Annotated in this window: 15 protein-coding genes and 2 pseudogenes; 3 read left to right on the top strand and 14 right to left on the bottom strand. The window is 46.7% G+C overall.

Annotation, left to right across the window (positions count from 1 at the left end):
• From QUB70_RS21275 to petL, 5 genes are all read right to left on the bottom strand, one after another.
• Positions 1-711: hypothetical protein (locus QUB70_RS21275; protein WP_332983266.1), on the bottom strand; the 711-nt coding region annotated here is incomplete at its 3' end.
• Positions 712-921: 210 nt separating this feature from the next.
• Entirely contained in the window at positions 922-2,223 is a 1,302-nt protein-coding gene (locus QUB70_RS21270; RefSeq protein ID WP_332983265.1) for an ABC transporter substrate-binding protein, read from the bottom strand.
• A 102-nt stretch (positions 2,224-2,325) separates the two neighbouring features.
• Positions 2,326-3,525: an ABC transporter ATP-binding protein gene (locus tag QUB70_RS21265; protein WP_332983263.1), complete on the bottom strand. Its 1,200-nt coding sequence runs from the start codon at positions 3,523-3,525 to the stop codon at positions 2,326-2,328.
• A gap of 729 nt (positions 3,526-4,254) precedes the next feature.
• On the bottom strand, positions 4,255-4,692 hold the full coding sequence (locus QUB70_RS21260; protein WP_332983262.1) for a hypothetical protein: 438 nt from the start codon (positions 4,690-4,692) through the stop codon (positions 4,255-4,257).
• A gap of 246 nt (positions 4,693-4,938) precedes the next feature.
• Positions 4,939-5,040, bottom strand: a complete 102-nt coding sequence (gene petL, locus QUB70_RS21255) for a cytochrome b6-f complex subunit PetL (protein WP_332983261.1) — start codon at positions 5,038-5,040, stop codon at positions 4,939-4,941.
• Positions 5,041-5,117: 77 nt separating this feature from the next.
• Between petL and aroB the strand changes: the two genes are divergently transcribed.
• Positions 5,118-6,212, top strand: a complete 1,095-nt coding sequence (gene aroB / locus QUB70_RS21250) for a 3-dehydroquinate synthase (protein ID WP_332983260.1) — start codon at positions 5,118-5,120, stop codon at positions 6,210-6,212.
• A gap of 139 nt (positions 6,213-6,351) precedes the next feature.
• Here aroB and QUB70_RS21245 read toward each other — a convergent pair whose 3' ends face one another.
• The gene (locus tag QUB70_RS21245; RefSeq protein ID WP_332983259.1) at positions 6,352-7,122 is read right to left on the bottom strand and encodes a tetratricopeptide repeat protein; all 771 of its coding nucleotides are present in this window, start codon (positions 7,120-7,122) and stop codon (positions 6,352-6,354) included.
• A gap of 191 nt (positions 7,123-7,313) precedes the next feature.
• On the opposite strand from QUB70_RS21245, the gene QUB70_RS21240 reads away from it, so the two are divergent.
• Positions 7,314-8,153: an SPFH domain-containing protein gene (locus QUB70_RS21240; RefSeq protein WP_332983258.1), complete on the top strand. Its 840-nt coding sequence runs from the start codon at positions 7,314-7,316 to the stop codon at positions 8,151-8,153.
• Here QUB70_RS21240 and folP read toward each other — a convergent pair.
• The 8 genes and pseudogenes from folP to QUB70_RS21200 all read right to left on the bottom strand — a co-directional run bounded on the left by folP (position 8,144) and on the right by QUB70_RS21200 (position 13,413).
• Positions 8,144-9,013, bottom strand: a complete 870-nt coding sequence (folP, locus tag QUB70_RS21235) for a dihydropteroate synthase (RefSeq protein ID WP_332983256.1) — start codon at positions 9,011-9,013, stop codon at positions 8,144-8,146. The two genes, QUB70_RS21240 and folP, sit on opposite strands and share 10 nt — an antisense overlap.
• Complete coding sequence (locus QUB70_RS21230; RefSeq protein ID WP_332983255.1) at positions 9,003-9,584, bottom strand: peroxiredoxin; 582 nt, start codon at positions 9,582-9,584, stop codon at positions 9,003-9,005. Before QUB70_RS21230 ends, folP begins: the two co-directional genes overlap by 11 nt.
• 31 nt (positions 9,585-9,615) lie before the next feature.
• Positions 9,616-10,341, bottom strand: coding sequence for a triose-phosphate isomerase (gene tpiA, locus QUB70_RS21225; RefSeq protein WP_332983254.1), 726 nt, complete (start codon positions 10,339-10,341; stop codon positions 9,616-9,618).
• A gap of 68 nt (positions 10,342-10,409) precedes the next feature.
• Positions 10,410-10,595, bottom strand: a complete 186-nt coding sequence (locus QUB70_RS21220; RefSeq protein WP_332983252.1) for a PCP reductase family protein — start codon at positions 10,593-10,595, stop codon at positions 10,410-10,412.
• Positions 10,596-10,827: 232 nt separating this feature from the next.
• A pseudogene (locus QUB70_RS21215) lies at positions 10,828-11,011 on the bottom strand (ISKra4 family transposase); the annotation flags it as partial.
• A 381-nt stretch (positions 11,012-11,392) separates the two neighbouring features.
• Positions 11,393-11,677: pseudogene (locus tag QUB70_RS21210) on the bottom strand (Uma2 family endonuclease); the annotation flags it as partial.
• Positions 11,678-11,736: 59 nt separating this feature from the next.
• Positions 11,737-12,471 (bottom strand): hypothetical protein, encoded by a 735-nt coding sequence (locus QUB70_RS21205; RefSeq protein ID WP_332983251.1) that lies wholly within the window; start codon positions 12,469-12,471, stop codon positions 11,737-11,739.
• A 321-nt stretch (positions 12,472-12,792) separates the two neighbouring features.
• Entirely contained in the window at positions 12,793-13,413 is a 621-nt protein-coding gene (locus tag QUB70_RS21200) for a DedA family protein (protein ID WP_332983250.1), read from the bottom strand.
• Between the two features lie 161 nt (positions 13,414-13,574).
• Here QUB70_RS21200 and QUB70_RS21195 point away from each other — a divergent pair, with 161 nt between their 5' ends.
• Positions 13,575-14,105 carry an STAS domain-containing protein gene (locus QUB70_RS21195; protein ID WP_332983248.1) on the top strand — a complete coding sequence of 177 codons (531 nt, stop codon included), beginning with the start codon at positions 13,575-13,577 and terminating at the stop codon, positions 14,103-14,105.
• Positions 14,106-14,181 lie beyond the last annotated feature (76 nt).

Here is a 14,181-nt window from a genome sequence, read left to right as displayed (position 1 = left end):
GTCTGCTACCGAAAGGGGACGATCGCGCAATAATGACGCTTCAGGCAGCGATTCAGTCGCCTTCGCCACCTTTGGGGAAGCAGCCGTATCGTTATCTGCTGATGGCGCGGGTGCAGAAACCTCAGCGGTTTGGGCTTCGCTGTTTTGAGGCAGCAGGCTTTGTTCTGGGACGATCGGCGACTCGGCAGATAGGGGGTTGTTGTCTGCTACCGAAAGGGGACGATCGCGCAATAATGACGCTTCAGGCAGCGATTCAGTCGCCTTCGCCACCTTTGGGGCAGCAGCCGTATCGTTACCCGCTGATGGCGCGGGTGCAGAAACCTCAGCGGTTTGGGCCTCGCTGTTTTGAGGCAGCAGGCTTTGTTCTGGGACGATCGGCGACTCGGCAGACAGGGGGCCGTTGTCTGCTACCGAAAGGGGACGATCGCGCAATAATGACGCTTCAGGCAGCGATTCAGTCGCCTTCGCCACCTTTGGGGCAGCAGCCATATCGTTATCGGTTGATGGCGCGGGTGCAGAAAACTCAGCGGTTTGGGCTTCGCTGTTTTGAGACAGCAGGCTTTGTTCTGGGACGATCGGCGACTCGGCAGATAGGGGGCGATCGCGCGATGGCGATTCAGGCAAAGATTCAGTCGCCCTCGCCGCTTGAGCAAAAAGCAGCAGCAATCCAAGGACAATCGAACCGCGTCCCAAGACGGTTTTTAATAACATCAACATATTCCACTCCTCACACTATGAAAAAACTTTCAACGGAATAGTCGCGCCAAGCGAACTGCGAACGATCGGGTTTTAGGTTCTAGGTGATACTAAATCCGGGTTACGTACCCCCTCGATCGGAAAGCGAAGCTCTTTTCTCCCCCTCTCCCCCTCTCCCCCTCTCCCCCTCTCCCCTCTCCCTCTCCCCGAATCCCGATCCAGCGGTCACGATGCCACAAACTCGTTCCACTTCTGAACCAAGTAGGTTTGCTCTTGCATCACTGAGTTCCAGCAAACAATATTGGCAAAGCGTTCCTGAAAGGAACCACCATCTCGCACTGCGCCCTTCGATTCAATCTTTTTACCAAAAGGATCGATGATGTCTGTTGCTGCGGGCTTGCCTTCGTACCAAAAATCCCACTCCTCCGGCTTCATAAACTTGCGGGCAGTTTCTGGTGCGGCACTGTAGTAGCCTTGACGAGCCAAAAATCCGCCCATCCACCCATCCAGCATCCAGTTGAGATACTCGTAGGCGGCATCCAGAGCCATACCCTGTAGGTTTTTAGAGAGTCCAATGCCACCGCCCCAGCCGCGGTATCCTTCCTTGAGTGGGGCATAGACACAGTTAATTCCCCGCGCTTTCACAGCAGTCACCGCAGGCGACCACATCGATTGCAGCGCCACTTCCCCAGATGACATCAGGTTGACGGACTCGTCAAAGTTTTTCCAAAATGCCCGGAACTGCCCGTCCTTCTTCAGTTCGATCAGCTTGGCCGTGACTTTATCGAGTTCTTCTTTGGTCATGTTGCCCTTGTCGCCGAACTTCATGATGTCTGCTGCTTCTAATACCATTGCCGCATCCATAATCCCGATCGACGGAATATCCAGCAGTGCTGTTTTGCCTTTGTATTTCGGATCGAGCAGTTCCGCCCAGGATTCAATTTTCTTGCCAGTCAGGTCAGGTCGGTAGCCCAAACTATCAGCATTGTATTGAAACGGAATCAACGTTGCCCAATCCGTAGGCGTGGGTGAAAACTCTTTCGAGTCCTTATCTTTGACATACATCACCTTAAAGGGAGCTGTACCCTGGGAATTGTTCACCTTCGCACCTTCGGCAAACTTACCAGTGGTGAAATAGGAAACAATTTTGTCCCAATTTTTGATTTTCTTCACCTCAAGTGCTTGCAGATTCCCGGAGGGAAACACCAATGGCAAACTGAAATATTCCCCATCAAAAATGTCGTATTGCTTGGGCTGAGTAATCGCAATTTGATTGTTTTCTTCTGTGCCGAGCGCTCGCAGTTGGATTTTGAAGCCCAAATCCTTTTCGGCTTGAGCTTTAATTTCTTTACTTTGAGCGGCTCCAGTACCAATCAACCGCAGGGTGACATCTTTAAATGAATTGGTAATCACCCCCGGTGCAGTCCCGGTCGTGGCTTCTTTCTTGGGACTGCAACTTGCTGCGGCAACCATTGCTCCAGCAGCTAGTCCGGTTCTGATTACTTGACGGCGACCGATCTTTGACATTGCTATTAAGGCTCACAAATACAATAAATGTACAAAAAAGTCTGCGAAACGAAGCAGCGAAAAGGATTATCCCCTGTGAGAATCAATCTCAAGAATGCGTTTCTAATATGGCAGAAAAACGCAATCATCTTTTGACCAACTGAGGACAACTAACTGCCCTTCGCTGAGGGAATTGCGGTTCCAGTCATTCGTGCGAACTTTATAGAGCAGTTCTTGTCCGGTTGCTTCCGCCATTAACGAAACTCGCGTCACGTATCCGGTCATTTCTACGGCGGTGATTCGGGCGACAATCTGGTTTCCTGCCAGCGTTGATGTGACTGGAACATCGGGGTTGTAAGCCTCCACAAGGAGCAAGTCAGGACGAACCGAACAAGCAGCTTCTGTACCGACAGGGCTGGAGTAGCCTCGGCAGTAAAGGACGCCGAAACCCTCTACTTCTAACTGCACTACATCCAACTCACCGTCACTGACGGCATTTTTGACTTTGCCGCTGAATATATTGTTGTCGCCCATGAATTTGGCAACAAACTGAGAGCCGGGACGATCGTACAATTGATCTGGAGTGGCAACTTGATCCAGCCGCCCGTGGGTCATCACGACCACCATGTCAGACAGGGAAAAGGCTTCTTCAACGTGGTGTGTCACCTGAATAAAGGTCAAGCCGAATTGCTTTTGAATTTTGCGGAGTTCGGTTCGCATCCGCACCCGCAGGTTTTCATCAAGTGCGCTGAGGGGTTCATCCAGCATTAGCACTTGGGGGCGGGTGACGAGCGCTCGTGCTAGGGCAATCCGCTGTTGCTGTCCGCCGCTGAGTTGGGTCGGTTTGCGATCGGCGGTGTGGGTCAGACCGATCATTTCCAGGATCTCTCCTACCCGGACACGACGTTCTGCATCCGGCACGTTCTGCATTTTCAGACCAAATTCAATGTTTTCCCAAATGGTTTTGTGAGGAAACAGGGCGTAGCTTTGGAACATCATGGAGGTGTTGCGTTTGGCTGCTGGCAAATCGTTGACGCGCTTGTCGCCGATCAGAACATCTCCGCTGCTGATGTCTTCGTGTCCGGCAATCATTCTCAGAACGGTGGTTTTACCGCAACCGCTGGGGCCGAGAAGACAGCAGTATTTGCCTGCGGGAATATCGAGGGTGATGTTTTCAACGGCTGTCACAGAACCGTACTTTTTGGTGACAGAACGTAGAGATACCCCTGCGGCTGCTTGCGCCAAAGCTTGTTGAATATCGGTGGCAGAAGATGGGGTAGTTCTGTTTGCTCCAACGGTTTTTCTTGCGGTGTCAATTTGCATGGTTGCTCCTGCATGAAAAGAAATGGGTGTTATGAAACTTGATGAATGAGAGTGAAGAAGATATCTAAATGCTTTAAGCTGTCGCGCATTTAAATTGCATATTCGGGGCGGGCGGGACGCCCACCCCACAAGAGTTTGATTGTTTTTTGACAGACAATTTAAATGCAGAACAGCTTAACCTAGTTGAAACTGTGCCTCACGAGGGTTTACCAACTAACCTATGCTGGTTTGTCAATACGAGATTGGGTGATTTCTCGTTAAGCTGAATAGTAAACTATATAGACCCAAACAAGTTTCAAAAACGGGCATGAAAGATACAATCTGTAAACTACTGCTTTGCCAAGGGAGCTTGACCAAGTAGTCTGAAATAACTCTGACCTGTGAGATTTGGCGAAGGTGAAATGCTAGATTGCGGACGATGGTTGTATACAGTACACGACTGGAAATATCAAAAAAGTGTTTATAGATACTATTGGGCGATTTCGATCGAGAGCGTGGGGACATTGAGGGCGATCGCATCAAGCTCAATAGATTTGTATAACTGATATCAAATCCGGTGGCCTTGGAATTATGTAGTGGGAACGTCCCCAAGAGCGATTTGGTTAGTTCGCTGTGGACGCTCGTACTGCCATCATCTAAATATATTATTCCAATACAACCTGAAATTATATGACTTCAGAGAGTTATAAATTTTAGTAAAGAATCATCAGCGATCGCAACTTCTCATCGTCAAGGCGAACAAACCTCAGATTTAGCGCTACTCTCAACATATTGCTGATAAGCTGCCTCATCTTTTCCAAACGACTCGATAGAAATGCGAGCACTTGGGACGGGCATCAGCGGACTAGGTTTAGGTGCGTACTGACAATAACAAACAGCAATCAGATCGTAGTTGCTTCCTGGTTCCGCAGTTGGGTATTGTTCAACCCTTACAACTTCCCAATCTCCGACTCGGTAGTGAGTATCGCTGTCGGGGAATTGCGGATCGTCGAACTCTTCAATGCGGTAAAACTCGTAGGGACGATTCCCTGGTTGAGGTAGGGGTTCGTCAGAGGAATCGTAATACTCGCAGAGAATATCAGTTGTTGCCCCAGTGTGAGCTAACATTCTATTTTCCCAGCCTTCTGCTGACATCGATTGAGCCTTAAAAATAATATATTTTCGCATAATTAATCATCCTCATTTTCTAAATAATTGGGGAATATAGCGATTTTAGATTTTAGATTGAAGCTTTAACCAAATTACTTTCGAGCAAATATCAAATTAATCAATTCTAACCTAAAGTTATATTGCTCGAAGCATTTGCGCCGTCAATCTACAGATAAACCTAGAGATTTTTAGCGCAAATACTTCGCCCAAATCTTACTTTTGCCAGAGATTAAATACTCTGGTTGTGACATCTAAATTAGCAAATTAGATGAGTTTGACAGCCCGCAGACCAAACATCAGCACTGCCGCCAAGCCGACCATGCCGCCGAAAATCCCAAAATAAGTTATTGCTCCGCTAAGAGTCATTGCAATTTCTCCAAAACAATCAATAAAAAGACCTATAAGAACTATAATCGAAAATCTAATATCTAAATTAGATAAATATGCAATCCATAATTAAAGTTGACTTGGGGCCACAATCTTACAATGTTTGCGTGCGATCGGGCGGTTTAGACGAACTCGGCAGTCTGATGGGCGATCTGAGTTTGGGCAAAAAAGTGCTGCTGGTGTCGAATCAGTCGATTTTTCGGCACTACGGCGAAAGAGCAACAGCAGCCCTCGAATCGGCCGGTCTGGAAGTCAGTAGCTGCATTTTACCACCGGGAGAACAGTACAAAACTTTAAATTCGGTGCAGAAAATTTACGGTGAGGCTTTGGCAAACCGTTTAGAACGTTCCTCGACAATGGTGGCTTTGGGCGGCGGGGTGGTTGGCGATATGACGGGTTTTGCTGCGGCGACTTGGCTGCGGGGAATTAATGTCGTGCAGGTTCCGACTTCGCTGCTGGCGATGGTTGATGCTGCTATTGGCGGCAAAACGGGGGTAAATCATCCTTTGGGGAAGAATTTAATCGGGGCTTTTCACCAGCCGCGCTTGGTGTTGATTGACCCGGATGTGCTCAAAACTCTGCCGGCGAGGGAGTTTCGTTCGGCGATGGCGGAAGTCATCAAGTACGGGGTGATTTGGGATGCTGAACTGTTCGATAAGTTGGAGAAGTGCAAGCGTTTGGATCAAATGCGCTACGTGAAGGCGGATTTGTTGGCAGAAATTTTGAGCAGGTCTTGCCAAGCTAAGGCTGAGGTGGTAAGCAAAGACGAGAAGGAATCGGGTTTGCGGGCGATTTTGAATTACGGACACACGATCGGTCATGCTGTGGAAAGTTTGACCAATTACAAGGTGGTGAATCACGGGGAAGGAGTGGCAATCGGCATGGCTGCGTCAAGCCGATTGGCTGTGGAGTTGGGAATGTGGGATCGAGAGTGCGATCGCCGACAGTCTGCTTTGATTGAAAAAGCGGGTTTACCTGCCAAGTTGCCCGCTGGTTTAGATGTTGAGGAAATTTTGCATACTTTGCAACTCGATAAGAAGGTGCAGGATGGCAAGGTGCGGTTTGTGCTGCCGGTGCGCTTGGGTGAGGCCGCTGTGAGCGATCGGGTGGATGGAGATTTGATTTTACAAGTTCTGAAGGAAATGCTTTAGGAAGTCAGTAGTCAGTAGTCAGTAGTCAGTCGTCAGTCGTCAGTAGTCAGTCGTCAGTAGTTAGTAGTTATTTGTTTGTTCTAATAACCAATAACTACTAACTAATAACCAGTAACCCATAACCAATAACCAATGCAGCTTAAGAACCGCTCGACTGCGAATTAATTTCCTCCAATATTTTATCAACTCTGTTAGCCGCTTGAGTTCTGCCTTGCTTGATAAATAACTCCTTAGCTTTTGTGAGGCTGGCTACGGCCTCGGCTTGGTTTTCCTTGTCTCCTTGCTGGTACAAACCGACTCCTAAATTGTTTAAAGCATCGGGATATCGATCGTTAATTTTAACGGCTTGTCTCCACTGAACAATTGCCTCGGGCAACTGCCCCTGACTTGCCATCGCCACGCCTAAATCGTTGTGAGCTTTGGCGTGCTGCGGGTTGACTTCAATGGCTTTTTGGAATAGGGCGATCGCATCGCTCATTTTACCTTGCCCCGACAGCATAGTTCCCAACTTGTAATAAGCATCCGCTTGTTTGGGATAGCGAGCGATCAGTTGCCGGTACAAAGCTTCGGCATTGACCGTATTTCCTTGACCGTAAAGGTCGTTGGCAGTTCTCAAGCCCAGCGTGTAGCCTTTACCTACAACTTCGCATTTTTTCTCGGAATTGCCTTGCTGCTTGCAAATCCTGAGTTCGTCTCCCTTCATCTCGTAGGACATAACTTCCCGAACTGCCGGCCCTCGGCGCGGTGGCTGCAAGTTCTGCGACTGCCAGTTTTGCGAGGGTTGCAGGGCTATTGGCTCAGCCCCGGCCGGTTGGGCCGCTGCGGCATTCCACATTCCTGCACCCACCAAAATGCTTGGGGCGATCCACCTCAATGGTTTGAACAAGCGAAACTCTCGATCGTTTTTCATGTCTTTTGTGGAAACGTGTTGTTGATATGCTGGGTTTCACTAGGGCCGTAAGAGTCGGAGCCGATGGGGCCCACCCGATGAAATAGTTAGTTATTAACAGTCGAGATATTTTAGCACTGCGGGGCCGAGTTTGAGTTAAATTAGAGTAGAATTCCGATCGATTCTCAGTCAACCTTAGCAGGAAAATAGAAATGGGGCAGTCTATTCTTACCATGCTCTTTGCGCTCATGCTCGGCTACGCTGTTAACTCCAGCGTCAAAATAGTCAGCGGTGGCGACGAAGCTTTAGTCGAACGTTTGGGTCAATACAAGCGCACTCTAAAGCCCGGATTCCACTTTATCAGTCCCCTGGTCGAAAAAGTCGTCTGCGTGGACACAAGCCGTGAAAGAGTTTTAGATATTAAACCTCAGTCAGCAATCACGGGAGATAATGTAGCTCTAGAAGTCGATGCCGTTGTGTATTGGCGGGTTGTGAATTTACAGAAAGCTTATTATGGAATCGATCAAATTGAAAATGCGATCGCCAACTTAGTTTTAACTACGTTTCGCGCTGAAATTGGTCGATTGCCAATGCAAGACATCTTGGGTTCCCGAGATGACATGAATAAAAAGTTACTCAAGAAGTTGGACGAAGCTACAGAAACTTGGGGCGTCAAAGTAATTCGCGTAGAAATTCAAAGTATTACACCTCCGAAAAGGGTGCAAGAAGCTATGGAATTGGAGCGGGCTACTAAGAGCGAGTGGCAAGCAATGGTCAATAAGGCGATCGGCACTAAGGAGTACATGAGGCTCTTAGTTGAAGCTTTAGACTCCCATCCGAACAGCAAGCAAGTTTTGAATTACTTAGTAACCGAAAAATACTTAGACGCTCAACAAAAACTCGGCGAAAGCGACAACGCTAAAATTCTGTTTATGGACCCGAAGAATATGTCAGAAGCTCTCAACAATTTGATGGATTCTATGCCTGATGTGACACCTAATTCTCAGGGCGGGGAAATGAAAGTTATCGAGACTAACACTTCTCAAGACTGATTCCTGAAGATAGCGTCGGCAACCAGACAAACATCGTGCATTTCTCTGACATCGTGAACTCGCAAGATATCTGCCGAATTTGCGATCGCACCTGTACAAGCCGCCGCTGTCCCCCAAATTCTTTGTTTCGCGAATGGCTGATTTAAAATGTGTCCGATGAAGCTTTTTCGCGATACTCCGACTAAAATCGGACAGTCCAAACCCCGGAATTTGGGCAACTCTCGCAGAATTTCCAAGTTTTGACTGTAAGTCTTGGCAAAGCCAATACCAGGGTCAAGAATTATTTGAGATTTGTCAATCCCCGCAGCAACTGCTGCCGCAATTCGACTCTCGAAAAATTCCCCAATTTCCCCAATTAAATCGCTATAATCGGTAAGTTGTTGCATCGTCTGGGGAGTCCCCCGAATGTGCATCAAAATTATTGGCACTTTTAACTTAGCAACGGTTGACAGCATTTCGGAGTCAAAAGTTGCTCCAGAAATATCGTTAATTATATCAGCTCCCGCAGCCACAGCAGCCTTAGCAACCTGCGCTCTGGTAGTATCGACAGAAATAGGAACTGAACCAAAAATATCCGCTTTTCGTCGCAGTATTTGTATGAGAGGTATGACGCGATCGATCTCTTCTTCTAAAGATATTTCCGCTGCACCGGGCCGAGTAGATTGACCGCCAATATCAATAATATCTACCCCCGATTTTACCATATTTTCCGCTTGCGCCAAAGCAGATTCTATGGTATAATAATCTCCGCCATCGCTGAAACTGTCAGGGGTAACATTCAAAACGCCCATTAAATAAGTGCGTTTTCCCCACTCTAAAACTTTATTTCTAATTGTAATTTTTCCGCTTTTATCTGTCATTTGTCTGGGGGTGATGTGAAAGCCAGTCAATTACTTCTTTAGCATTATGTTGAGGTGGAAATACAGGATAAAACACTTTTTCTATTCGCCCGTTTTTAACAATCAATGTTAGCCTTTTAATCAAAGTCATCGACTCAACCTCAAAAGTCGGCAACTGCAAACATTTAGTGAAAGCTAATTCTACATCGCTCAACAAATTAAATGGAAGGTGAAGCCGCCTGACGGCTTCTTGTTGATATTCGGTAGTTTGCGTACTCAAGCCAAAACACCCTGCACCAAGTGCTTGTAGCTCTTGGTAATGGTCTCGAAATGCACAAGACTGGGGCGTACAGCCTCTGGCTCCGGGAATTTCATTCCAACCTTTCGGGAGGTCTGCATCAGGTTTCCCAGTGCGTGGATAGCAGTACACAATAGTCTTGTCAGAAATGCTTCCCAAGTCAACAACAATTCCCGCCGTTGACATCAGGGGAATTGAAGGAAGTTGCAAACCCAAAAGATGATTCGTTGCCCCATCATCCACTGGTAATGGTAGATTTTCGGGCAACTGGTACAGATTATCGGTTCTTGACATCAGAACTTCAGGGAGAAAGTATTATCACAACTTACTGATAATTAACAATGCGATCGAAACTGGCAGCTTCCAAACTAGCACCACCAACCAAAACCCCGTCAATCTCCGGCTGAGCCATGACTTCATCAATATTCTCCGGTTTTACAGAACCGCCGTACTGAATTGGCACGTCAGGATTAGTCAATTTACTGCGAATCAAACCAATAACTCGGTTAGCTTCCTTGGTTTCGCAAGTATCGCCAGTGCCGATCGCCCAAATCGGCTCGTAAGCAATTACTAACTTCTGCTGGTCAACACCAACCAAATCTTTTTCCAACTGAGAGAAAATGTGAGCTTCAGTTTCAAGAGCATCTCGCTGCTGCTTGGTTTCCCCAACGCACAGAATCGGAATTAAACCGTATTTCTGAGCAGTTGTCAGCCGCAAATTCACGGTTTCGTCAGTTTCCCCAAAATATTGACGCCGCTCGCTGTGGCCGATAATGACATAGCGGACACCAAGTTCACTCAGCATTGGCCCGGAAATTTCCCCAGTAAAAGCTCCCGACTCTTGCCAGTGAACGTTCTGAGCACCGAGTCTGATCCGGCTGCCGTGCAAATTTTTCGAGAGGACAGCCAAGGAAGTGAAGGGAACGCAAAGCACGACTTCCCGTTCCTCTGGGGTTTCCGTCAGGCAGGACATGAATCCTTGAAGAAACTCTAGGGATTCTGCCCTAGTTTTGTACATTTTCCAGTTGCCAGCTATAACTATTTTCCGCACTATTTCTTTAAGTCCTTGTCCTTACAACGCAATTAATAGTCTAAAGCTTTAGCGTACCTTTCGATCCCTTATTGCCCAAACTCGATGCGAGCTTGCTCCACTAAGTCAACTGTGACAACTTCGGTTTCGGCTTCGCGGGCCAAGTTCTCGATGCGGATGCGAGCTTGTCCCCGGACAAAATAGGGAATATTTTTCAGCTTTGCCTTGGCATCAGGCGTCCATTTGAGAGCGTCGGAAAATTCGGAATCGGGCATGGCGTTTTGAGCGATCAACTACAAGCCTTGATTGATCTGGCTTTGATGGAAAGCCTGGATGTATTAAATTTACCATAAGTGCGATCGGGCTACACCTTCTCACTCTGCATTAAATTACGGCGTTGCTGATTCACGGTATGAAGCAACTTTTCACTTGATGTTACAAAACTCACCATACTTGACTTATAGCAATTGGGAAATCTTCCATTCATACCTGTATTCAGCAACGCCACATTTTTAAGTCTCTCTCAGCATTGGCAAAGGACTCATGGACCACTAATAATAAACAACATTTCTCCAGATTAGGACTCAGGCGACTTCCTTTCTTCACTCCCAACCTTTGGGCTTGCTTACTCGAAAGAGTGATTTCTACGCGCACAACTTTTTATGGTTCTTTTTCTCCCAGAACCTTTTCCCCCCGCTGAGTTAAAAAAAACCGCTAATTTCTGGTGCTAAGCTGTCGCGCATTTAAATTGTATATTCAGGGCGGGCGGGACGCCAACCCCACAAGAGTTTGATTGTTTTTTAACATACAATTTAAATGCAGAACAGCTTACTGTCTCAATTAAATGTTCCCTCACACTCAGTTCTACGGATTCAAAGCTTTGTAGATTGTCTACTGAGGTATTTTTATAAAGGATCTCTGCTATTTCTTGGAGATTTATTTGGATTTTCTGCTGTTCTTCTGGGGTCATGCTTTCCTTGGATTATGGTAATTTATCTGCTTTCTATTATGCCATCAACTTAGTCAGACAATTGTCTGAGTATTTATACTGATTGCCAAAGTGGGATGCTCCCACATCGGGATAAGTATAAACCCGCTTGGAAGGTATCCACAAACGCAAATCGTTGATAAATACTCGGTACGGTTGTCCTTTCGTAGCAAAATTTAATGTCCCATAAAAATTGCCAGCTATTTGATTGTGATTTGGTGTTCCGCCTGTCATAGGAATTATCTTGCCATCGTGATATTCACTTCTAAATTCTGCCCCCTCTTCCAGCATTAAATACTCTTCAGGAGAGTAATAAATTTTAACTTTTCCCTCAATTACTTCTTCGCGAATTTCTGTTGATGCCGTCATACATTCTTTTGCGATCGTACTCACATTATAACCGGATTATCCGCAATCAAAACAACCGCTTAAAGCTCACTTTCTGTCATTTTAATTACCTTTCCCTCAAACTCAAAACCCCGATCCCAACCATCTAAATACTTATCCATATTAGGCTTAATCCACAGCGCCGCTTCCCCGTGTCCCAACTCCACAGCGCGATCGATTATCCCATACCAATCTGTCACAGGCTTACCCGCCGCTTCCACCGCTTGCAAACAATCCCAAACAAACTTTGGTACAGATACCGGCGACACCGCATACCTCAACAATTCCTCTGCACCCTCGGGCGAAATAATCACATTATTCTCAACCCAAATCATACCCACATCCTCTTCTCTTTCCCCTTGCCAATTCACCTCGCCTCTCAATACATAACCCCAAGGTTCGATAAAATTGTTGATAATATACTGCAACCATTCGACATAATCATAAAACTTTTCCATGCCATTCCATTTAATCCCCCCGCCGTCAGCAGTAGGAATCCACTTACACCACAATCCGGGCTGAGTCTTCGGCGGGCGGTTGTAATTAACAACAGAAACTTCCGAATCTTCATCCCATTTTTCATTGACAAAATAGCAGCCTTCTTCGCCTAACGGCAAACCCACCGCCGTTCTCGCCGGATCGGGAATACTTTGCAAAACCGCCGGATTTCGCTTCATCCGTCGAGTTCGAGAAAACTCTAATAAGTAAAGAGTTTCGCTGTCTAATAACCGTTTGTTTAAATGAAATGTTCCGTCAAATTTTGTAGTGTATCCCATGATTTCGACCTACTTATAAATGTATGGTGTCGAAGTCCAACTCAGAAGAAAGTTTATTAGACCTCTTGCAAAAGTCCTTTTCATAAATTTATTGGACGGGCAAGATGCCCATCCCACAAGAAAAAATAACTCTTGTGGGATGGGCATCTTGCCCGTCCTAGTTATTTTTGCAAGAGGTTTATTGTTTGTGGAACGGGCTTCTAGCCCGTTGCTGACATTGGTGAAAAATGTGATTTTCATATATTTCACTATTCTGAAGAACGGGCAAGATGCCCATTCCACAAGAATATTGAGTTTTTGGGGAACGCCTTCGATCCCTACTTAGTTCTTGTCCAAATTCCGCGACTCCAACCAAATAGGAATTGCAATCCAAGCAACTGCTAAAAGTAAGGCAACTACAGCAAATTGAGCCGCCCAAGCTACCAACTTCTCTAAAGACACAACTTGTCCCAAGAAGTAGGATAAACTTACCATTACAGATGCCCAACTGGCCGCACCCAGAATGTTGAACAGGGAAAATTTCCAGAAAGGCATTTCTGCAATACCCGCTAGGGGGCTGGCAAAAATTCGCAGGAGTGCGATGAAACGGCCCAAAAATACGGCTTTAGCTGCATTTTCGCTAAACTTTTCTTTCAAGTCAAACAGTTGTTCTTCTCGAAAGCGGAAGATTTTTCCCAGCTTTAGCAGCAGCGGCCAGCCGCCGTATCTGCCGATCGCATAACCGAAATTTCCCCCCAATGTAGCACCGGCGATCGCACTTCCGAGCACAAACCAGTAATTCAGTTCCCCGCTACCGGCTAAAAACCCCCCAGCAATCGTAATAGTCTCACCTGGGAGAGGAATTCCCAGATTTTCCAGTAAAATTCCCAGAAATATTGCCCAATAGCCGTAATCGTGAGCAAATTTCTGAATAGTCTCTAGCGATAAAAACTCAAAAGACATTGGATGCTGCCTTCGTAAACTTTTGCAAAGCTCAATACTTTTATATATTGGCTCGATTCAGCCAATAGTGCAATCTTTCGGTGTGATGAAAAACACACTACATTGGCGATCGCTGGCTTAACTAAAAATTAGCCTTTCAGGCATACTAGATTAATCGAGAATTGTTGCGGTTGCGTTCGGCGCGATCGCAAGCCAGTTTTCCTACTAAATTTATCACAACGGCGATCGCCACCTATTCCCTCGCCCGATCGTGCATCCTCAAACATACCTTAAAATCCCCTGAGTCTCTCAACCGAGTCAGCAACCCAACTCACTTATTCATACTTTACGATCGTAGGATAACTGCTATGGAATTTCCCAACTTCAACCAACCCATCGTCCTTCAACCTCACAACTGCCTCGACTCCCAAGCCGGCAGCCTCCTCCAGCAACAGCTAGCCGAGATTTTGCCCGATCGCCACAAACTCTGGGTAATAGACATGGCCGCCGTAGATTTCATCGACAGTTCCGGGATCTGCGCCTTAGTCGGCGGACTCAACGCCGCCCGCCACCGGGGATGCCGCCTCGTCATCTGCAACCTATCAGCCACAGTCAAGTTAATTTTTGAAATTACTCAACTCGACCAACTCTTTGAAATTTTCGACAATTTTGACCAAATTATCTCCCGTGAAACTCCGGCTTTAGTTGCTTGAGTGAACTACCAGACGCTGACCACTTAAGTGGTACAGCGCTGGCTTCCTGGTTCAACGGGAACAGCGTCCAACAAAA

The sequence above is a fragment of the Microcoleus sp. A003_D6 genome (genome assembly GCF_036702825.1).
GTDB lineage: Bacteria > Cyanobacteriota > Cyanobacteriia > Cyanobacteriales > Microcoleaceae > Microcoleus.
This window is presented reverse-complemented; position numbering and strand designations above follow the sequence as displayed.